The organism is Pseudomonas mucoides (assembly GCF_015461845.1).
In the GTDB taxonomy this organism is placed as follows: Bacteria; Pseudomonadota; Gammaproteobacteria; order Pseudomonadales; family Pseudomonadaceae; genus Aquipseudomonas; species Aquipseudomonas mucoides.
The window spans coordinates 1,280,628-1,299,425 of the sequence record NZ_JACOPW010000001.1; the positions used below are offsets into that span (position 1 = coordinate 1,280,628).

The 18,798-nt window shown below is 59.9% G+C and carries 23 protein-coding genes; 13 read left to right on the plus strand and 10 right to left on the minus strand.

Translation table 11 applies throughout. The annotated features are described in order from the left end of the window. Positions 1-280 precede the first annotated feature (280 nt). Together H8F22_RS06055 and H8F22_RS06060 are read left to right on the plus strand one after the other, a co-directional pair. Positions 281-418 carry a hypothetical protein gene (locus H8F22_RS06055; protein WP_027922311.1) on the plus strand — a complete coding sequence of 46 codons (138 nt, stop codon included), beginning with the start codon at positions 281-283 and terminating at the stop codon, positions 416-418. A gap of 69 nt (positions 419-487) precedes the next feature. Then, positions 488-1,453, plus strand: coding sequence for a M29 family metallopeptidase (locus tag H8F22_RS06060; protein WP_027922310.1), 966 nt, complete (start codon positions 488-490; stop codon positions 1,451-1,453). Between the two features lie 152 nt (positions 1,454-1,605). Here H8F22_RS06060 and rluB read toward each other — a convergent pair whose 3' ends face one another. From rluB to H8F22_RS06090, 6 genes are all read right to left on the minus strand, one after another. Next, entirely contained in the window at positions 1,606-2,892 is a 1,287-nt protein-coding gene (gene rluB / locus H8F22_RS06065; RefSeq protein WP_027922309.1) for a 23S rRNA pseudouridine(2605) synthase RluB, read from the minus strand. Between the two features lie 157 nt (positions 2,893-3,049). Beyond that, the gene (locus H8F22_RS06070) at positions 3,050-3,241 is read right to left on the minus strand and encodes a DUF1289 domain-containing protein (RefSeq protein WP_059181396.1); all 192 of its coding nucleotides are present in this window, start codon (positions 3,239-3,241) and stop codon (positions 3,050-3,052) included. 146 nt (positions 3,242-3,387) lie between these two features. Next, entirely contained in the window at positions 3,388-4,353 is a 966-nt protein-coding gene (gene scpB, locus H8F22_RS06075) for an SMC-Scp complex subunit ScpB (protein ID WP_027922307.1), read from the minus strand. A gap of 11 nt (positions 4,354-4,364) precedes the next feature. Beyond that, on the minus strand, positions 4,365-5,186 hold the full coding sequence (locus H8F22_RS06080; RefSeq protein ID WP_027922306.1) for a segregation and condensation protein A: 822 nt from the start codon (positions 5,184-5,186) through the stop codon (positions 4,365-4,367). Further along, positions 5,187-5,816: an L-threonylcarbamoyladenylate synthase gene (locus H8F22_RS06085; RefSeq protein ID WP_032833461.1), complete on the minus strand. Its 630-nt coding sequence runs from the start codon at positions 5,814-5,816 to the stop codon at positions 5,187-5,189. Between the two features lie 13 nt (positions 5,817-5,829). After that, positions 5,830-6,693, minus strand: coding sequence for a PHP domain-containing protein (locus H8F22_RS06090; RefSeq protein WP_027922304.1), 864 nt, complete (start codon positions 6,691-6,693; stop codon positions 5,830-5,832). Between the two features lie 87 nt (positions 6,694-6,780). On the opposite strand from H8F22_RS06090, the gene H8F22_RS06095 reads away from it, so the two are divergent. The 6 genes from H8F22_RS06095 (at position 6,781) to H8F22_RS06120 (ending at position 11,177) form a co-directional block, all read left to right on the plus strand. Then, a complete protein-coding gene (locus H8F22_RS06095; RefSeq protein WP_194939839.1) occupies positions 6,781-7,377 on the plus strand; it encodes a septation protein A in 597 nt (198 codons plus the stop codon). Position 7,378: 1 nt separating this feature from the next. Then, complete coding sequence (locus H8F22_RS06100; RefSeq protein ID WP_027922302.1) at positions 7,379-7,678, plus strand: YciI family protein; 300 nt, start codon at positions 7,379-7,381, stop codon at positions 7,676-7,678. A gap of 122 nt (positions 7,679-7,800) precedes the next feature. Further along, the gene (locus H8F22_RS06105; RefSeq protein WP_027922301.1) at positions 7,801-8,214 is read left to right on the plus strand and encodes a translation initiation factor 2; all 414 of its coding nucleotides are present in this window, start codon (positions 7,801-7,803) and stop codon (positions 8,212-8,214) included. 7 nt (positions 8,215-8,221) lie between these two features. Next, positions 8,222-8,899 (plus strand): response regulator transcription factor, encoded by a 678-nt coding sequence (locus H8F22_RS06110; RefSeq protein ID WP_027922300.1) that lies wholly within the window; start codon positions 8,222-8,224, stop codon positions 8,897-8,899. Positions 8,900-9,217: 318 nt separating this feature from the next. Next, on the plus strand, positions 9,218-9,667 hold the full coding sequence (locus tag H8F22_RS06115) for a Spy/CpxP family protein refolding chaperone (protein ID WP_194939840.1): 450 nt from the start codon (positions 9,218-9,220) through the stop codon (positions 9,665-9,667). 169 nt (positions 9,668-9,836) lie between these two features. Continuing rightward, on the plus strand, positions 9,837-11,177 hold the full coding sequence (locus tag H8F22_RS06120; RefSeq protein ID WP_059181399.1) for a sensor histidine kinase: 1,341 nt from the start codon (positions 9,837-9,839) through the stop codon (positions 11,175-11,177). Positions 11,178-11,274: 97 nt separating this feature from the next. Here the strand turns inward: H8F22_RS06120 and H8F22_RS06125 are convergent, their stop codons facing one another. Then, on the minus strand, positions 11,275-11,841 hold the full coding sequence (locus H8F22_RS06125; RefSeq protein ID WP_027922297.1) for a nitroreductase family protein: 567 nt from the start codon (positions 11,839-11,841) through the stop codon (positions 11,275-11,277). 121 nt (positions 11,842-11,962) lie between these two features. Between H8F22_RS06125 and H8F22_RS06130 the strand changes: the two genes are divergently transcribed. Beyond that, positions 11,963-13,417 carry a TrkH family potassium uptake protein gene (locus H8F22_RS06130; RefSeq protein WP_194939841.1) on the plus strand — a complete coding sequence of 485 codons (1,455 nt, stop codon included), beginning with the start codon at positions 11,963-11,965 and terminating at the stop codon, positions 13,415-13,417. Here H8F22_RS06130 and H8F22_RS06135 read toward each other — a convergent pair. Further along, positions 13,374-14,435, minus strand: coding sequence for an AraC family transcriptional regulator (locus tag H8F22_RS06135; RefSeq protein WP_081743913.1), 1,062 nt, complete (start codon positions 14,433-14,435; stop codon positions 13,374-13,376). The genes H8F22_RS06130 and H8F22_RS06135 overlap by 44 nt on opposite strands. A 163-nt stretch (positions 14,436-14,598) precedes the next feature. On the opposite strand from H8F22_RS06135, the gene H8F22_RS06140 reads away from it, so the two are divergent. Then, entirely contained in the window at positions 14,599-14,910 is a 312-nt protein-coding gene (locus H8F22_RS06140; RefSeq protein ID WP_027922294.1) for a DUF962 domain-containing protein, read from the plus strand. Between the two features lie 29 nt (positions 14,911-14,939). Beyond that, positions 14,940-15,530 carry an HD domain-containing protein gene (locus H8F22_RS06145; RefSeq protein ID WP_059181402.1) on the plus strand — a complete coding sequence of 197 codons (591 nt, stop codon included), beginning with the start codon at positions 14,940-14,942 and terminating at the stop codon, positions 15,528-15,530. A 134-nt stretch (positions 15,531-15,664) separates the two neighbouring features. On the opposite strand, the gene H8F22_RS06150 is transcribed toward H8F22_RS06145, so the two are convergent. Beyond that, complete coding sequence (locus H8F22_RS06150) at positions 15,665-16,480, minus strand: UDP-2,3-diacylglucosamine diphosphatase (RefSeq protein ID WP_027922292.1); 816 nt, start codon at positions 16,478-16,480, stop codon at positions 15,665-15,667. A gap of 129 nt (positions 16,481-16,609) precedes the next feature. Between H8F22_RS06150 and H8F22_RS06155 the strand changes: the two genes are divergently transcribed. Further along, positions 16,610-17,368 carry a helix-turn-helix transcriptional regulator gene (locus H8F22_RS06155; RefSeq protein ID WP_027922291.1) on the plus strand — a complete coding sequence of 253 codons (759 nt, stop codon included), beginning with the start codon at positions 16,610-16,612 and terminating at the stop codon, positions 17,366-17,368. Between the two features lie 223 nt (positions 17,369-17,591). Continuing rightward, positions 17,592-18,485 carry a DMT family transporter gene (locus tag H8F22_RS06160; RefSeq protein ID WP_027922290.1) on the plus strand — a complete coding sequence of 298 codons (894 nt, stop codon included), beginning with the start codon at positions 17,592-17,594 and terminating at the stop codon, positions 18,483-18,485. Here the strand turns inward: H8F22_RS06160 and H8F22_RS06165 are convergent. After that, complete coding sequence (locus tag H8F22_RS06165; protein WP_027922289.1) at positions 18,479-18,766, minus strand: SelT/SelW/SelH family protein; 288 nt, start codon at positions 18,764-18,766, stop codon at positions 18,479-18,481. The genes H8F22_RS06160 and H8F22_RS06165 overlap by 7 nt on opposite strands. Positions 18,767-18,798: the final 32 nt, after the last annotated feature.

Here is an 18,798-nt window from a genome sequence, read left to right on the forward strand (position 1 = left end):
CAGCATTTCTTTACAAGGCGTAACGATTATTTTCCGAATCGGATTTATCTGTAGGACGACTGCAAATTGACGATAGGAAGCTTCCTAAGGAAAAAGCCGAGTTAGTTTTTGTTTTTTATTAATAAATAATGATTAAAAAAACAAACCAAACAGTTCAATGAAAATCTTATTTGATTATTTTTTTGCATTCTAAAAATCCCTCAACTAGGTTTGCAGCGACTTGCCGAGCCGCATCGACCGGCAAGTTGTTTCTACTCAAAAGTCATTAAGGAGTTTCACCATGCAAGCACTGGACAACGACTTGGAAACTGAACTTCAACTGGACGAATGGTTTGAAGCACCGACCCATGAAGCCGCCGTAGAAATGATGCAAGCCGACGCGGTCGTTCCGTTCGGCACGGCGATGTGGCCTCTGTAAGACCTCCCGGCAGGCGTAATCCGGCCGGTTGTGCCTGCCACTTTTTCCCGGTTCGTCACGGAGGACACCATGGACAAGCATCGCGCCATTACCCATTTTCTTTACTACCTCGAACAACACCCAGCCCTTGCCGGCATCAACCCGGCGAAGGTCTTGCTTGGCCACACCGCCGATTACGAGGCGCTGACCGGCGCCATTGCCGAACACGCCGGTGGCCGCCAACCCTTCCGTTTCAACACGCTACGCCTTGATCTGGAACCCACGGCTTTGCTGGCCCAGGCCATTGCCGACAGCGATCTGTACATTTTCTTCTACGACTCTTCCACGCTGCCCAACCCACGCCCCGAAGGCCCGGAATTTGTCCGCGCACTGCAAGGGGTGATGGCCGAGAACTGGAAGAAGTCGCTGCTGTTCAAGGATTACGGTGACTACTTCTACGACACCTTCAGTGTCACCCCGCAACGCATTGCCGGGCTGAACAGCCACTTGATCCAGCGCCTGTCCCAGGCCAAGACGTTAAGTTTCAAAGATGAACACGGTTCCTGGTTTGACGCTCCGCTGAACAGCATTAAAAAGTGGACTGACATCAACGGTGTCGGCAACTTTGATCTGGCACCCGGTGAAATCGCCACGCACAGCGAAGCGATTAATGGGCGTGTGAAGTTCATGGGGACTTTTCTCAGTACAATTCCGTTTGCGCGCAAATATGGCGTATTGGAATCACCGCTGGAGTTATGGATCGAGAACTCGACCATCCATAAAATCGCCACCGATGTTCCGGGGCTGGAACATGACTTCAATCAATACCTGGAGGCCAATCCGTCGAATCGCAGGATTGAAGAACTGGGGATTGGCACCAATGAGGGGGTGAAAGCCTTGTATGCGCGCAATGCCGGGTTCGAGGAGCGCCATTGCGGGCTGCACCTTGGGTTGGGCGGTGGCGCCAAGGGCAGCCATCATCTGGATTTGATCTTCTCCGGTGGCGTGTTGGCGTTGGATGATGAGCCGGTGTTTGATGGGCGGTTTGTGTTCTAAATGATCGTTCCCACGCTCCGCGTGGGTATGCAGCCGGGAACGCCCCGCGTCCTTTCGAAGCGGACGCAGAGCGTCCATTGAGGCATTCCGATCAGTCAGGCAAAAAAAAACGCCATCCCGAGGGATGGCGTTTTTTATAGGGTGCTTACCGATTACTCAGGCTTGCGACGACCAAAGCCCGGACGCTGGCCCGAACCGGCTGGCGCACCGCGACGCTTGCCCGATGGCGCGTCCTTGTCGACCAGGACGATGCCTGGGCGCTTCTTCGGCGCTGGCTTGGCCGGGCGCTTGGTATCAGCAGGACGGTCCGCCACTGGCGTACCGCGACCCGACTCACCGCGACCTGCCGGAGCACCGCGATCACTGCGACCGCCGCTTGGCGCACCACGGCCTTCGCCGCGCTCGGTGCGACCGTTGGCCGGACGTGGCGTGCGTGGACCGCGCTCGCCATCAGCACGAGGGGCTGCTGGCTTGCGGGCTGGACGTTCACCTTCGAAATGCGGCTCACGGGAATCACGCGGAGCAACCGTTGGCTGTGCACCGGCCGCTGGACGCAGGGTGCGCACGCGCTCGGTCTTGCCCATCGGACGCGACGATTTACGCTGCATACGGTCGAGCTTGTCTTTGCTCTTCGCGTTCATCTGCGGCATTGCAACCGGCGTCAGGCCGACTTCAGCACTCAGAATGTCGACTTCGTACTGGCTCATTTCGCGCCAGCGGCCCATCGGCAGGTCGGAGTTGAGGAACACCGGACCGAAGCGCACGCGCTTCAGACGGCTGACCACCAGGCCCTGGGATTCCCACAGACGACGAACTTCACGGTTGCGACCTTCCATCACCACGCAGTGGTACCAGTGGTTGAAACCTTCGCCGCCTGGCGCCTGCTTGATGTCGGTGAACTTGGCCGGGCCGTCTTCAAGGACGACGCCTGCTTTCAGACGCTCAATCATCTCGTCATCGACTTCGCCACGTACACGTACCGCGTATTCACGGTCCATTTCGTAGGAAGGGTGCATCAGGCGGTTAGCCAGCTCACCGTCGGTGGTGAACATCAGCAGACCGGTGGTGTTGATGTCCAGACGGCCGATGTTGATCCAGCGACCTTCTTTCGGTTTTGGCATCTTGTCGAATACGGTCGGACGGCCTTCCGGGTCGAGGCGGGTGCAGATTTCACCGTCGGGCTTGTTGTACATGATCACGCGGCGTACCGACTCGGCGGCTTCTTCGCGCTTGATCACGCGGCCATCGATGGTGATGGCGTCATGCATGTCGACACGCTGACCGAGCGTGGCGTCTTTGCCATTGACCTTGATGCGGCCGTGGCTGATCCAGGCTTCTACGTCACGGCGCGAGCCGACGCCGATACGGGCGAGGACTTTCTGCAGTTTTTCGCCTGCTGGGCCGATTTCCTGGTCGTCTTTCTGGTCGTTGATACTCATCTGGGCACCTCCCGGTGTGGTCTGTTCAGGAAGCTCTGAAGTGAGGGTCCTGAAGCGATGTAAATCTGTTCACTTGGGCGAAGGGATCGCCGAAGGGTCGCGAATCATACGCCCATGTGGGCATTTGCGCATCAGAGACTAGCTGATGAACGCGGACTTACTTGTTTTTCCGCCGACCGGTGGCGCCGAGTTTGATCAACCTGAGCGATGCTTCAGCGAGAACGGTGTGTTTGTCGAGCTTGTCGAGTTTCTTCCAGGCCCTGATTTCACGCTTGCTGCGGCCGCAGCCGAGGCAGATGTCGTCGGTGAATTTGCAGAGGTTGATGCAGGGGTCTTTGGTTGAGCTCATCGCAAATGTCTCTATACACACGAAACCCTGTGGGAGCGAGCTTGCTCGCGATAGCGGTGGGTCAGGCAGCAATTATGTTGACTGACACGCCCTCATCGCGAGCAAGCTCGCTCCCACAAGGATCTCCATGGACCTCAGGGATTGCGTCAATCGTCGAACTCGCGGCGTTCGGCTTCGATGGCTTCGGCGAGCGCCCGGGCTTCGGCTTCTTCGTCGCTCAGCTCGGGCTCGGGTTTCGGTTGTTCGAGGGCGGCAACCGCGGCCAATAGTTTTTCGCGAGCTTCAGCGACGCCCAGAATATCGTCTTCGAGCTCCGGTTCCGGCTCTGTTTCGACTGCGGCTTCGGGCTCAACCGGAGGTGCACTGTCGATGTCAGGCTCAACCGCAGTCATCTCGCCATCGCGCAACAAATCGTCGAAGTCGGTCTTGAGCCCCTCCTCCATGGTGTCCAGCTCCAGCAACAACGTGTGGAAACTGGTTTCTTCCTTGGGTTCTTCCGGCTCGGCGCTGGCGTCCGCCAACGCTTGCAGGCTGGCAGGCACGGGCGCATCGTCGAAGTCGAGTACCGGGTCCGGTTCCAGCTCGCGCAGTTCGGCCAGCGGCGGCAGATCGTCGAGGTTTTTCAGGTTGAAGTGATCGAGAAACGCCTTGGTGGTCGCGAACATCGCCGGTTTGCCGGGCACATCGCGGTAGCCGACGATGCGGATCCACTCGCGTTCCATCAGCGTCTTGACGATCTGACTGTTGACCGCCACGCCCCGCACGTCTTCGATCTCGCCCCGGGTGATCGGCTGGCGATAGGCGATCAGCGCGATGGTTTCGAGCATGGCGCGGGAATATCGCTGCGGCCGCTCTTCCCACAAACGCCCAACCCACGGCGAGAATTTTTCGCGGATTTGCAGGCGATAGCCGGAGGCGACTTCTTTCAGCTCGAACGCGCGCCCGTCACAGGACTTGGCCAGGATCGTCAGCGCTTTCTTGAAAACCGGCGGCTCCGGCCGCTCGCCCTCTTCAAAGAGTTCGAACAGGCGTTCAAGCGATTGCGGTTTTCCCGAGGCCAACAGAAAGGCTTCAAGCAGTGGCGCCAGCTCGCGGGGTTCAGTCAGGTTCATGATTCAACTCGTTATTCGGCTCGGGCCCGCACGTGGATCGCTGCGAACGGCTCATTCTGCACCAGCTCGACCAAGGATTCCTTGACCAGTTCGAGGATCGCCATAAAGGTCACCACCACCCCGAGTCGCCCCTCTTCTGCCGTGAACAGCTCGACAAAGGGCACGAAACCTCCGCCCTTGAGCCGATCCAGCACATCGCTCATGCGCTCGCGGGTGGACAACGCCTCGCGGCTGACCTGGTGACTTTCGAACATGTCGCCACGGCGCAGGACTTCGGCCATGGACAACAGCAATTCAGACAGGCGCACATCCGGCAACAGTTTGCGCGCCCGGGCTTCCGGGGCATCCAGCTTGGGCACCACCACGTCACGCCCGACACGGGTCAGGCCATCGATGCCTTCGGCGGCCGCCTTGAAACGCTCGTATTCCTGCAAGCGGCGGATCAGCTCGGCGCGCGGGTCCTCTTCTTCGTCTTCGATGGTTTCGGCGCGGGGCAACAGCATCCGCGACTTGATCTCGGCCAGCATCGCGGCCATCACCAGGTACTCGGCGGCCAGCTCCAGGCGCACCGACTGCATCAGCTCGACATAGCCCATGTATTGGCGAGTGATTTCCGCCACCGGGATGTCGAGGATGTTGATGTTCTGTTTGCGAATCAGGTACAGCAGCAGGTCGAGCGGGCCTTCGAAGGCCTCGAGAAAGACCTCGAGCGCATCCGGCGGGATGTACAGGTCCAGCGGCATTTCCAGCACCGCCTGGCCATACACCATCGCGAAGGGCAGCTCTTGCTGGGCTCCGGCCTGACTGTCGACTGCGGGTTCTACTGCAGACATCTACGCCTCGGCCATGAACGGCGCAGGGTCGCCGCAACCGACACGGATCACTTCCGGGTCGTCGCCGGTCAGGTCGATCACGGTGGACGCCTTGATCCCGCCGAAACCGCCGTCGATGATCAAGTCCACCTGATGCTCAAGCAATTGACGCATTTCGTACGGATCGCTCAACGGGTCTTCGTCGCCGGGCATGATCAGGGTCACGCTCATCAGCGGCTCGCCGAGTTCGGCCAGCAAGGCCAGCGCAATCGGATGACTAGGTACTCGCAGGCCGATGGTGCGCTTTTTCGGATGCAGCAGCAGACGCGGCACTTCGCGGGTGGCGTTGAGAATAAAGGTGTAAGGCCCGGGCAGGTGCGCCTTGAGCAGACGGAACGTGCCGGTATCGATCTTGGCGAACAGCCCCAGCTGCGACAGGTCGCTGCAAATCAGCGCAAAGTTGTGTTTGTCATCCAGCCCGCGTAAACGGCGTACGCGGTCCACGGCATTCTTGTCGCCGATCTGGCAACCAATGGCGTAGGACGAGTCCGTGGGATAAATCACCACCCCGCCTTTGCGGATGATCTCAACCGCCTGTTTGATCAGGCGCGCTTGCGGGTTTTCCGGATGAATCTGGAAAAATTGACTCACATTCTCTACCTGTTCAGACGGCGGCAATAATTGGGTCATGTTTGAATCGACACCACAGTGGTGGCAGATCCTCCGGGAGCGGGCGATATTCGCCGATCTCGGACCAGCCTCCAGGGCCATGAAAATCACTGCCGGCGCTGACCAGCAGACCGAACTCACGGGCAAGAATGGCCAGGCTGCCCACTTGTTCGGCGGGCTGATGACCATTGACCACTTCAATCGCGTGGCCCCCGGCTTGAATATAGTCAGAAATCAGGCGACGACGCTTGCTGCGAGTGAAATCGTAGTGCCAGGGATGCGCCAGGCTGACCCAGGCCTTCGCCGCGCGCAGGGTTTCGACGGTTTCTTCGAGGGTCGGCCAGTGTTGCTTGACGTCGCCCAGCTTGCCGGCGCCCAGCCATTTGCGGAAGGCTTCGGCGCGATCCTTTACAAACCCTTCACGCACCATCCAGTCGGCAAAGTGCGGACGGGCCGGCGCGTTGCCGCTGTCGCCCAGCTCCTGCTGCATGGCGCGGGCACCTTCCAGCGCTCCCGGCATGCCTTTCAACGCCAGCTTGCGGCTTATTTCTTCGGACCGTAGCCAACGGCCATCGTGCAATTTTGCAATCGCCTCGACCAACGGCGGCGCCGTGACATCAAATCCGTAACCCAATACGTGAATGGTCGCGCCGCCCCAGGTGCAGGACAATTCGACGCCATTGACCAGTTGCATCCCCAGCGCCGTCGCGGCTGTGCGGGCCTCATCGAGGCCCTCAAGGGTGTCGTGATCGGTCAAGGCCAGGACTCGCACGCCTTTCTCGAACGCACGCGCAACCAGTACCGCAGGCGCCAGGGCGCCGTCGGAGGCCGTGCTATGGCAGTGCAAATCAACATTCACAGGACTTTGTTACCTCAAATCAGCTGGCGCTATCGCGCGCCCATATGTTTGTTATTATGCCGCCACATCCTGCTTCTGGCTGCCACTGTGAAACAATTCATCGATTTCATCCCGCTTCTGCTGTTTTTCATCGTCTTCAAACTGGACCCACGGGTCGTCGACATCGGCGGTTATGAATTGACTGTAGGCGGTATCTACAGCGCCACCGCGATGTTGATCATCAGCTCGCTGGTGGTTTACGGCGCGCTGTTCATCAAGCAGCGCAAGCTTGAGAAGAGCCAGTGGCTGACCCTCATTGCCTGCCTGGTCTTCGGTAGCCTGACCCTGGCGTTCCACAGCGAAACCTTCCTCAAGTGGAAAGCGCCGGTAGTGAACTGGTTGTTTGCCCTCGCGTTCATTGGCAGCCACTTCGTCGGTGACAGCCTTTTGATCAAGCGCATCATGGGCCATGCACTGACCCTGCCAGAGCCCGTCTGGACGCGCCTGAACATCGCCTGGATCGCTTTTTTCCTGTTTTGCGGCGCCGCCAACCTGTTCGTCGCGTTCACCTTTCAGGACTACTGGGTCGACTTCAAAGTCTTCGGCAGCCTGGGCATGACGCTGCTGTTCCTGGTCGGCCAGGGCATTTACCTGTCCCGCCACCTGCACGACACCGACACCACTACGCCAAAAACCGAGGACTGACATGCTCTACGCAATCATTGCCACAGACGTCGCCAACTCGCTGCAAGCCCGACTGTCCGCGCGCCCTGCCCACCTTGAGCGCCTGCAAGTGCTCAAGGGCGAAGGCCGCATCGTATTGGCCGGTCCGCACCCGGCGGTCGACAGCAATGATCCGGGCGCTGCGGGTTTCACCGGCAGCCTGATCGTCGCCGAATTCGACTCCCTGAGCGCCGCACAGGCCTGGGCCGACGCCGACCCGTATATCGCTGCAGGCGTCTACGCCAACGTTTCAGTCAAGCCGTTCAAGCAAGTCCTGCCGTAACTCTCCCCCACAAATGCCCCCCGCGCGTTGAACCTTGTCGGTTCATCGCGCTCTCAACGCTCATTATTCTTGTTTGCCTGCCGACAACCTGCCCAATCACTCGATTGGAATCAGGAGTCGCGATGCGCAAGGGTCCGTTGTGTCTGTTGTTGGTGACGTTGTCGATCATGGCCCCGGCCCACGGTGAAGAAAGCGCCGAGGGCGCTAATTCGACGCCTTTGTCCCTGAGCGCCGGCAGCCAGATTAGCGAGTTGCAGCAACGCTTGAAGGTCAGCGAGCAGCAACGGGAAGAATTGAGCAAGCAACTGCAAAATACCGATGCCGAACGCGAAAGCGCTCAACTGAGCCGGTTGCGCCAAGAGAATCAGCGCCTCAAGCTGCAACTCAAGGAAGCGCAGGCCAGTAGCCCGTTGCCACGTCTGCTGACTGATCAGCAGCAATGGTTTGTTATCGGCGGTGGAGTAGCGCTATTGGCCCTGCTCTGCGGTATCTTCGCCAGTGGTGCCACCAGAAAACGTCGGCAATGGCTAAATTGAGTGATTCATGAGCGAGCTGTTACTAATTGATGATGACCAGGAGCTGTGCGAGCTCCTGAGCAGTTGGTTGAGCCAGGAAGGCTTTCAGGTCCGTGCCTGCCACGATGGCCAGAGTGCCCGCCGCGCGTTGGCCGAAACCTCTCCCGCCGCCGTGGTGCTGGACGTGATGCTGCCCGACGGCAGCGGTCTGGAGCTGCTCAAGCAATTGCGCAGCGATCACCCGGACCTGCCGGTGCTGATGCTGTCGGCACGCGGCGAGCCACTGGACCGCATCCTCGGCCTGGAACTGGGCGCCGACGATTACCTGGCCAAACCCTGCGACCCACGGGAACTGACAGCCCGCCTGCGCGCGGTGTTGCGTCGCAGCCATCCGGCGGCAGTGTCAAGCCAGCTGGAACTGGGCGACCTGTGTTTCAGCCCGGTGCGCGGCGTGGTCAGCATCGATGAACAGGAATTCACCCTCACCGTCTCCGAAAGCCGTCTGCTTGAAGCCCTGCTCAAGCAACCCGGCGAGCCGCTGGACAAACAGGAACTGGCGCAAATCGCCCTCGGCCGCAAGCTGACCCTGTACGACCGCAGCCTGGACATGCACGTCAGTAACCTGCGCAAGAAAATCGGCCCGCACCCCGACGGCCGCCCGCGCATCGTTGCGCTGCGCAGCCGTGGTTACTACTACAGCCTCTAATCCCGAACGCGATCCTCTGTAGCAGCTGCCGAGCCCCGGCGAGGCTGCGTTCGGTGGCGAAGCCGTCGTAAACCCTGAAAACGCGGTTTTCCTGAAAAACCGCAGCGCCTGATTTCACGACGGCTTCGCCACCGAACGCAGCCTCGCAGGCTCGACAGCTGCTACACGGGCCATGTGTGTCCAAAAGGTGGTGGAAGTGTCAGGTCGGCGGGAAATCGTCTTTACCCAAGCTTTACGCTTCGCTGACCGCCGCTGACCTTGATCTGCGTAATCTGTACTCATCCGGAACGTACCGGGAACGAGACAAGGAGATTCACCATGCGCAAGACTCTTATCGCTCTGATGTTCGCCGCCGCTTTGCCGACCGTTGCCATGGCCATGCCTGAGGGCACCGGCCCGATGGGTGGGCCGATGGATGGCTCGCACCACGGCGGTCAGATGCACGGCATGCACGGTAAAGGCCCGTACAGTCAGCTTGACCTGAGCCGCGAACAGCGCGAGCAGATCCGCAAGATCATGGGCGAGCAGATGCACGAGCGTAAGCAACTGGTCGACAAGTACCTGGAGAAACTCTCGCCAGCCGACCAGAAAGCCCTGAAAGACGAAATGACCGCCAAGCATCAGAAAGCCGAAGCCGATGTACGCGCCGTGCTGAAACCGGATCAACAGAAGAAATTCGACGAGATCCAGAAAAAGCAGGCTGAGCGTCGCGCCGAGTGGGCCGAGTTCAAGGCCTGGAAAGCGCAACAACCGCAAAAAGCGCAATAATGCGCTGACCCCGGACCCAACGGCCAACCCCGTTGGGTCTGTTACCACTGCAGAAGCAAGGCTTGCCCGCGAAGGCGATTTCATAATCAACAGAGATGTTGAATGTTAAATCGCCTTCGCGGGCAAGCCTCGCTCCTACAAGGATCTTGCGTCAGCTTGAGGATTTTCTGTGCGTTCATTGTTCTGGCGTATCCTGGCCAGCTTCTGGCTGGCCATCGCTCTGGTGGCAGGGCTCTCCATTCTGCTGGGGCACATGCTCAATCAGGACGCGTGGATCCTCAGTCGCCATCCAGGCCTCAATACCCTCGCGCAAGAGTGGACGCAAACCTACGAATCCCAAGGCGAAGAAGCCGCCCAAAACATTCTGGAACAGCGCAAACGTCAATATCACATCGACGTTCAGGTGTTGAACGAAAGCGGCGACCCGGTCGTCCGTGGGACCTTTCCGCGTCGCGCAGCCGCGTTCGAAGCGCGGCAGAACAACGATGACCGGCGCCTGCCATGGCGTCGTTTGACCGCGGAATACACCAGCGAGAAAACCGGCGACACCTACCTGCTGATCTATCGCATTCCGCACCCGGAACTGGATTCCTGGCACCGCGAAAGCCTGCTGTGGCCGTTGAGTGCGCTGGGCATCGCGTTGGTGGTGCTGACCTTGTTCAGCCTGTTCGTCACCCTGTCGATTACCCGCCCGCTCAGCCGTTTGCGCAGCGCCGTGCATGACCTGGGACAAACCACTTATCAGCAGAACAGTCTGGTGAAACTGGCCAACCGGCGCGATGAGTTTGGCGTGCTGGCCAACGATTTCAACCGCATGGGCTCACGCCTGCAAAGCTTGATCGGCAGTCAGCGGCAGTTGCTGCGCGATGTGTCGCATGAATTGCGCTCCCCGCTCGCTCGACTGCGCATTGCCCTGGCATTGGCGGAACGGGCCAACCCTGAAGAACGGGAAAAACTCTGGCCGCGCCTGACCCGCGAATGCGACCGGCTGGAAGCGTTGATCAGCGAAATCCTCGTACTGGCGCGGGTCGACGCCGACAACGCCAGTGCCGAAGAGGTCGACCTGAACGCGTTGCTTCATACGCTGCAAAAGGATGCGCAACTGAGTTCACCGGAACAGAACGTAAGTCTTGAGGCAGAACCGCAACTGAACCTCAAGGGCTGGCCGACGATGATCGAGCGCGCCGTCGACAATCTGCTGCGCAACGCCCAGCGCTTTAATCCGGTGGGGCAGTCGATTGAAATGAAGGCCGTGCGTCAGGGTGAGCGCATTGTGGTCAGCGTGCGTGACCATGGACCGGGCGTGAACACCGAGCATTTGAATCAGTTGGGTGAGCCGTTTTATCGAGCTCCAGGGCAAACGGCCGCCGGGCATGGCCTGGGTTTGGCGATCGCGCGCCGCGCGGCAGAACGTCATGGCGGGAGTCTGGTACTGGCCAATCATCCGCAGGGCGGGTTTGTGGCCAGTCTGGAATTGCCGCTGGTGCCAGGGGCGGTCGTCCAACCGTAAAAAGCACGCAGCCTCGTTTCACTCGACAGCTGCTACAGAGGTCTGTGTGCACCTGTAGCAGCTGTCGAGTGAAACGAGGCTGCGATTCTTTTGATCTTCAGGACTTGGCAGGCCACGCGCTGACGAACTCGGCGAGGTCGGCTTTTTCGGCCACACGCGGTTCTTTTTGCGGTGTGCCCAGGTAAAGGAACGCAATCACCTCTTCCCCTTCCGCCAACCCCAGCCCTTTGGCCACATGCGCCGAGTAGGCCAGTTCACCGGTACGCCATACCGCGCCAATCCCTTGCGCATACGCCGCCAGCAAAATTCCGTGCGCTGCACAGCCTGCGGCCAGCAGTTGCTCGGATTTCGGGTACTTGACGTGATCCTGCACCCGCGCAATCACCACCACCACCAACGGTGCGCGCAGCGGGCCGTTGCGCGCCTTGTCCAGCGCCGCCTCCGACACCTCGCTGTCTTGCAACTTCGCCGCTTCGGCCAGCAATTCGCCCATTTGCTCGCGCGCCGCGCCCTCGACGGTCAGGAAGCGCCAAGGCTGCAAATGACCATGGTCCGGGGCGCGCATGGCGGCGCCAAACAGGACTTCGCGTTGCGCCGCAGTCGGTGCCGGGTCAAGCAGTCGTGGAACGGAAACACGGTTGAGCAAAGCGTCGAGAGCCTGCATCGGCCACCTCCTGAAAAAATGTTTGGCTATTCTAGCTGCAAGTGCGCAAGCGGCGTCGGTTTACATGCCCTGCCCCGCAGGTAGAATGGCGCCCACTCCCACCACAGCCCGAGCGGATTTCATGGCGTTGCCGACCTTACGGATTATTGGTTTTATCATCGGCATCTTCCTGATTACGCTGGCCATTGCCATGGTCGTGCCCATGGCGACCCTGGTGATTTTCGAGCGCACCCACGAGCTCCCCTCGTTCCTGTGGTCGAGCATGATTACCTTCGTCGCCGGCCTGGCGATGGTTATCCCTGGTCGCCCCGAACACATCCACCTGCGTCCACGGGACATGTACCTGTTGACCGTCAGCAGTTGGCTGGTGGTCTGCCTCTTCGCCTCACTGCCTTTTATGCTGGCTCAACATGTCAGCTTCACCGACGCGATCTTTGAAAGCATGTCCGGCATCACCGCCACCGGTTCGACGGTCCTCAGCGGCCTGGACTCCATGTCACCCGGCATCCTGATCTGGCGTTCGCTGCTGCACTGGCTCGGCGGCATCGGTTTTATCGGCATGGCGGTGGCGATTCTGCCGTTGCTGCGCATCGGTGGCATGCGCCTGTTCCAGACCGAGTCCTCGGACCGTTCGGAAAAGGTCATGCCTCGCTCGCACATGGTGGCGCGTCTGATCGTGGCGGCTTATGTCGGCATCACCATCATCGGCAGCCTCGCGCTCTGGTGGGCCGGGATGAGCCTGTTTGATGCGATCAACCACGCGATGTCAGCGATCTCCACTGGCGGTTTTTCCACCTCGGACCAGTCGCTGGCCAAATGGACGCAGCCGGCGGTGCACTGGGTGGCGATTGTCATCATGATTCTCGGCAGCCTGCCCTTCACCCTGTACGTCGCAACCTTGCGCGGCAACCGTCGGGCCTTGATCAAGGATCAACAGGTTCAAGGGATGCTCGGCATGTTGCTGGTGACCTGGCTGGTGCTTGGCACCTGGTACTGGTGGACCACCCAACTGCATTGGCTCGAAGCCTTGCGGCACGTGGCGTTTAACGTGACATCGGTGGTCACCACCACCGGTTTTGCGCTGGGAGATTACAGCCTGTGGGGCAATTTCTCGCTGATGCTGTTCTTTTACCTGGGCTTTGTCGGCGGCTGCTCAGGCTCGACGGCCGGCGGGATCAAGATTTTCCGCTTCCAGGTCGCCTATATCCTGCTCAAGGCCAACCTTAACCAATTGATTCACCCGCGCGCGGTGATCAAGCAGAAGTACAACGGTCACCGTCTCGACGAAGAAATCGTGCGTTCGATCCTGACCTTTTCGTTCTTCTTCGCCATCATTATCTGCGTCATCGCGTTGCTGCTCTCACTGCTCGGCGTGGACTGGATGACTGCCCTGACCGGCGCGGCCAGTACCGTGTCCGGTGTCGGGCCGGGGTTGGGGCCGACCATCGGGCCGTCGGGTAACTTTTCGTCGTTGCCGGACGCCGCCAAGTGGATTCTGTCGTTTGGCATGCTGCTCGGCCGACTGGAGATCATTACGGTGTTTGTTCTGTGCATTCCTGCGTTCTGGCGCCACTGACCTGCGCCGCCGCTTCGGTCATGTGCGCCCGGTACTCGCCGGGGGTCGCATCAAACCAGCGGCGGAACGCGCGGAAGAAATTGCTCGGGTCAGCGAACCCCAGCAGGTAGGCAATTTCCAGCAGGGTCATGGTGGGCTGGGCCAGGTACTGCTCGGCCAATTCGCGCCGGGTGTCATCGAGCAAGGCCTGGAAACTAGTGCCCTCTTCCTGCAAGCGTCGCTGCAAGGTGCGTTGTGAAAGGTGCAGCGTCTGCGCCACGGTATCGCGCTTGGGTTCGCCTTGGGGCAGCAAACGGCACAATACCTGTCGCGCCTTGTGCGTCACACGGCTCTCGGAAAACCGCGCCAGGTACTCGCCGGCAAACCGGTCATGCAACAGCGCCATTGCTTCATTGGCGGTCGGCAATGGTGCTTCCATGTCTGCCCGTTCGAAGATCAACGCGTCGTAAGGCGCGTTGAACAGCAACGGCGCATGAAAGGCTTGTTTATAGGGTTCGAGGTCGACAGGTTGATCGCCCTGTAACAGCACCTTGAGCGGTTGCAAGGTCCGCCCGGTCAACCAGCCGCACAATGCCAGCGCACAGGCCAGTGACGCCTCGGCACTTTGCCGGGTCGGCGGCAAGTGGTCGCCGTGGACCGTCAGAATCAGCGCATAACCTTCATCCAGCAGACGGAAACTCAGGTCGGCACTTTCGGCAATGATCCGCTGATAGCGCACCAGCCGCTGAAAGCCTTCGGCCAGGGTCTGACTGGACATCAGGGCGTAACCGGCGACATGGAAAGACGCCGGTCGCACCACCTTGCCCATGTTCAGGCCGATCGCCGGGTTGCCGGACAGCTCGACCGCGCGCTGCCACAGTCGCGTCATGGAATCTTGCGGAAAACGCGCATCCGGATCATCCAGTGAGGCGTAGTCGAGCCCTAGCTGCTTGAACAGTGCCCGGCAATCCAGGCCGTCCATCTCCAGTGCTTTGACAATCCCCATCGCCCAGCTTGCAGAAGTCGTTCGTTCGCTCATGGCGTTTGCTTACTGTTCAGTGAGCCGTCTGACGCGGCTAGTTTTCGAAGGATACTAAAGTGGCGCCTATTGTCACTGGCTGATGCCAATGATCACTCTAGACTCAAATAAGCTACCCGCAGAACATCTTGCAATCAGAACAACAACCACAGAGATCGCTGTCGTGGAAAACATCAAACGTTTCAACAGCTTTGCTGAGTTCTACCCGTATTACCTCAGCGAGCACAGTGACAGCACTTGCCGACGACTGCACTTCATCGGCACGACCCTGGTCATCTTCATTCTCGCCCTGACCATCGGCAAAGGCGCGTGGCTGCTGCTGTGGGCCCTGCCGCTGGCGGGTTACAGCTTCGCCTGGGCCGGGCATTTTTTCTTCGAGAAGAATCGGCCTGCGACCTTCCAGCATCCTCTTTATAGCCTGCTCGGTGACTTCGTCATGTACCGCGACATGATCCTGGGTCGCGTGCCGTTTTAAGCGTCGTGAACACGAAGAGAGAAGAGTCAATGAATGCCAACGCCCGTTTCACCCACATGAAGGATGGCACCCGGGAAGACTGGGCGATCATCGCCGCCGACTTCAGTGCCTACGCGAAACAATTGCCTTCAAGGATTGTGGCGCACCTGAAGTTGCTGGAGGGCGATTTTGGTGGCTTCCCGGTGGACCGTCTCACCCACTCCCTGCAAACCGCCAGCCGCGCCTGGCGCGATGGCCGTGATGAGGAATATGTGGTGTGCGCGTTGCTGCATGACATCGGTGACACTTTGGGTTCCTACAACCATCCGGACATTGCCGCGGCGATTCTCAAGCCGTTCGTCAGCGCCGAGAATCTGTGGATGGTGGAGAAACACGGGATTTTCCAAGGCTATTACTTTTTCCACCATTTGGGCATGGATCGGCACCTGCGCGAGCAGTTCAAGGACCATCCGCAGTATCAGGCCACCGTCGAGTTCTGTGCCAAATACGATGCGGCGGCCTTTGACCCGGCCTATGACACGCTGCCGTTGAGTTTCTTTATGCCAATGATGGAACGGTTGTTTGCGCAGCCGAAGAACTCGATCTACAAAGCGGCGATGGAAGAATATTCGCCGGCCTGATACACCTCAGGGGACCGCTGCGCGGTCCATCGCGAGCAGGCTCACTCCTACAGTTGACCGCGTTCTCAAGGCAGACTCAGTTCAATGCAGGAGTGAGCCTGCTCGCGATGAGGCCAGCCCAGTCACCGCAAATTTCAGGCCGGCTCGGCAACCTTCAGCGCCTTCAACTCCGCCTCACGCGCCTGCGCATCCGCCAGCCGATACAACTCGATCGACCCGTCCCAATGCTCGATCAGCGCCGTACACGACTCCACCCAATCCCCGCAATTGAGGTAATCCACCTCGCCCACCTTGCGAATCTCGGCATGGTGGATGTGCCCGCACACCACGCCATGTAACTCGCGCTTCACGCATTCGTGGGCGATGGCTTCCTCGAAATCGCTGATGAAGCTGACTGCAGTCTTAACCTTGTGCTTGAGGTACGCCGACAACGACCAATAGCCGTAGCCATAGCGGGCGCGCCAGTGGTTGAGCCAGCGGTTGAGGGTCAGGGTGAACTCGTAGGCCGAGTCCCCGAGGAAGGCCAGCCAGCGGTGGTAACGGGTGATGACATCGAACTGATCGCCGTGGATCACCAGCAGATGACGGCCGTCGGCGGTGACGTGCACGGCTTCGTCGACCAACTGGATGTTGCCCAGGATCAGCTTGGAGTAACGACGCAGGAACTCGTCGTGGTTGCCGGTGACGTAGATCACTTCGGTGCCGCGCTTGCTCATGGTCAGCAAGCGACGAATGACGTTGGTGTGCGCCTGGGGCCAGTACATGCCGCCGCGCAGTTTCCAGCCATCGATGATGTCGCCGACCAGGTAAATCTTGTCCGCGTGGTAGCCCTTGAGAAACTGCGACAGGTGCTCGGCCTGGCAGTCTCGAGTGCCCAGATGAACATCTGAAATCCACAAGGTCCGCACACGTTGCTTACGACTGGGTTTGGCGAGCTCGGCGCTGGTCATGGGCAACCCTCTGCGATTGTTTTTCCAAGCTTGCGCCGGTCGGGTTAATCGGTCATGACAGGGGTGAGTCATTCCTGTGACAGCAACCGGCCGGTGTAGACTGGCCCCATCTTGCCCAGGAGAGCGGTGATGCGACCGATCCTCACACTACGCCAGTACACCCACGACCTGATCGTCCACAGCCACGACCACGCCCAACTGGTGTTCGGGCTGTCGGGCGCGCTGGATTTCGAAGTCGACGGGCGTGGCAGTCAGGTGGTGCAGCAGAGTTTCGTGGTGGTGCCGTCCGGTTTCCATCACGCCTGCGGCAGCAGCAATGGCAGCCGCTGCCTGGTGCTGGATGTGCCGAGCGATCAATGGATTTCACAGTCGCTGGGCGATCACGCCGAGGCCAGTCGCCGTCTGCTCGACAACGCTGGACGCTTGCCGCTGGATGCCGGGCAGAGCCAATTGGTCAGTTGGTTGGCGAGCAGTCAGGTCCACGATCCGTTGATCGCGCAACAAGGCGCGGTGCTGTTATTGGCCAGCCTCAACAACGCCAAACCAGCCAGCGTGGGCGGACGACGCCTGCCGTATGCAGCGATGAATGCGCACATCGATCAGCATGCAGCTTATCCGTTGCAAGTGGCGGACCTGGCCGGTGTCGCCGGGTTGTCCAGCGCCCGGTTGCACGCACGGTTTGTGGCTGAATGCGGGCAGACGCCGATGGACTATATCCGCAGTCGACGGCTGCATATTGCGGTGGGGTTGCTGCGGGATTCGCCATTGCCCATCGGCGAGATTGCCAGTCGGGTCGGCTACAGCTCACAGAGCGCCTTCGCCGCCGCAGTGTTGCGCGAGTTTGGCGCCTCTCCCGGCAAACTGCGGCGCGAGGCTGGCGACAAATGAGGCGAGTCTGACGACAGAAAAACCGCGCATCACGCGATTAAATGTAGCAGCTGGCAAAGCCTGCGTCCGACTGCGAAGCGGTCGCCATCGGGACAAATGCAATGTGTCTGATACACCGCGTTTTCAGGTTTTACGACCGCTCCGCAGTCGGACGCAGGCTGCGCCAGCTGCTACAAATCCGTAGTTTCTGTCGGTTTGGTTTACTCGTTTATCAAGGATTGCAATGACTCCCCGTACCGCCCTTGGCGCCCTGCATATCGGCGCATTAATGTTTGGCCTGACCGGTGTGTTCGGCAAACTCGCCGCCGCGTCCCCCGCTGTCATCGTCTTTGGCCGCGCTGCGTTTGCGGTGCTGGCACTCGCGGTTTTCGCGCGTTTCGCCAGCAACACCCGTTGGCAGAAACTTGAAGCCGTGGATTGGCGCCGCCTGCTGCTCAGCGGTTTGCTGCTGGCCGGACATTGGGTGAGTTTTTTTATTGCGGTGAAAGTCGCGGGCGTGGCGATTGCGACCTTGGGCTTTGCCAGTTTCCCGGCGTTTACCGTGATCCTCGAAGGGCTGATCTTCCGCGAGCGGATTCGCGCCAATGAAATCCTGCTGGTGGTATTGGTCAGTGTCGGGCTGGTGTTGGTCACACCGGACTTCGATCTGGCGAGCGGCGCGACCACCGGTCTGCTATGGGCCGTCGGTTCCGGGTTGTTGTTTGCCCTGCTGTCGCTGACCAACCGGGCCAGTTCCGGACGGATCCCGCCGGTACAGGCCGCGCTGTGTCAAAACGTGGTGGTCGCGCTGTGCCTGCTGCCCGTGGCGGTACCGCAGTTGAGCGAAGTGCGTGGCATCGATTGGCTGTGGATCAGTCTGCTCGGGGTGTTCTGCACCGGCGTCGCCCACAGTCTGTTCGTCGCCAGCCTGGCGGTGATCAAGGCCCGCACGGCGGCGGTGGTGTTCGCCCTGGAACCCGTTTACGGGATCACCATGGCCTGGCTGCTGTTCAATGAAAACCCGACGTTGCGGATGCTGATCGGCGGCGCGCTGATCATTGTGGCGATCGTGGTTTCCAGCCGGCTGTCCGGTGGTTCAAGCAAAAAAACCGTGGCGGCGGAAGCGGCGTCTCACTGAGTGCGATCGTTGTGGCCCAGGTCGCGGTCCGGATCGATCTGATCGCGGACTCGCTGCTTGAGCACCTTGGCCTCGGGAAAACCGCCATCGCCCTTACGCTCCCAGAGTTGCACGTCGTCACAAAAAATATGGAACACCCCACCGGTGCCGGGCACCAGCGACACTTTGCCCAGGTCATCACCGAAGGTGCTGAGCAGTTCCTGAGCAAGCCAGGCGGCACGCAACAGCCATTGGCATTGCGTGCAATAGGTGATGATGATTTCCGGTTTGTGCGCGGTCATGACAGGCAAGTCTCTGAGTCTGGGAGCGCAGC

Excerpts from the sequence above, each read along its gene's own strand:
- H8F22_RS06150 (WP_027922292.1), bottom strand. The coding sequence starts at position 16,480 with ATGACCAGCGCCGAGCTCGCCAAACCCAGTCGTAAGCAACGTGTGCGG.
- H8F22_RS06165 (WP_027922289.1), bottom strand. The coding sequence starts at position 18,766 with ATGACCGCGCACAAACCGGAAATCATCATCACCTATTGCACGCAATGC.
- H8F22_RS06155 (WP_027922291.1), top strand. The coding sequence starts at position 16,610 with ATGCGACCGATCCTCACACTACGCCAGTACACCCACGACCTGATCGTC.
- scpB (WP_027922307.1), bottom strand. The coding sequence starts at position 4,353 with ATGAACCTGACTGAACCCCGCGAGCTGGCGCCACTGCTTGAAGCCTTT.
- H8F22_RS06130 (WP_194939841.1), top strand. The coding sequence starts at position 11,963 with ATGGCGTTGCCGACCTTACGGATTATTGGTTTTATCATCGGCATCTTC.
- H8F22_RS06060 (WP_027922310.1), top strand. The coding sequence starts at position 488 with ATGGACAAGCATCGCGCCATTACCCATTTTCTTTACTACCTCGAACAA.
- H8F22_RS06080 (WP_027922306.1), bottom strand. The coding sequence starts at position 5,186 with ATGTCTGCAGTAGAACCCGCAGTCGACAGTCAGGCCGGAGCCCAGCAA.
- H8F22_RS06145 (WP_059181402.1), top strand. The coding sequence starts at position 14,940 with ATGAATGCCAACGCCCGTTTCACCCACATGAAGGATGGCACCCGGGAA.
- rluB (WP_027922309.1), bottom strand. The coding sequence starts at position 2,892 with ATGAGTATCAACGACCAGAAAGACGACCAGGAAATCGGCCCAGCAGGC.
- H8F22_RS06160 (WP_027922290.1), top strand. The coding sequence starts at position 17,592 with ATGACTCCCCGTACCGCCCTTGGCGCCCTGCATATCGGCGCATTAATG.
- H8F22_RS06105 (WP_027922301.1), top strand. The coding sequence starts at position 7,801 with ATGCGCAAGGGTCCGTTGTGTCTGTTGTTGGTGACGTTGTCGATCATG.
- H8F22_RS06135 (WP_081743913.1), bottom strand. The coding sequence starts at position 14,435 with ATGAGCGAACGAACGACTTCTGCAAGCTGGGCGATGGGGATTGTCAAA.
- H8F22_RS06110 (WP_027922300.1), top strand. The coding sequence starts at position 8,222 with ATGAGCGAGCTGTTACTAATTGATGATGACCAGGAGCTGTGCGAGCTC.
- H8F22_RS06115 (WP_194939840.1), top strand. The coding sequence starts at position 9,218 with ATGCGCAAGACTCTTATCGCTCTGATGTTCGCCGCCGCTTTGCCGACC.
- H8F22_RS06100 (WP_027922302.1), top strand. The coding sequence starts at position 7,379 with ATGCTCTACGCAATCATTGCCACAGACGTCGCCAACTCGCTGCAAGCC.
- H8F22_RS06070 (WP_059181396.1), bottom strand. The coding sequence starts at position 3,241 with ATGAGCTCAACCAAAGACCCCTGCATCAACCTCTGCAAATTCACCGAC.
- H8F22_RS06055 (WP_027922311.1), top strand. The coding sequence starts at position 281 with ATGCAAGCACTGGACAACGACTTGGAAACTGAACTTCAACTGGACGAA.
- H8F22_RS06125 (WP_027922297.1), bottom strand. The coding sequence starts at position 11,841 with ATGCAGGCTCTCGACGCTTTGCTCAACCGTGTTTCCGTTCCACGACTG.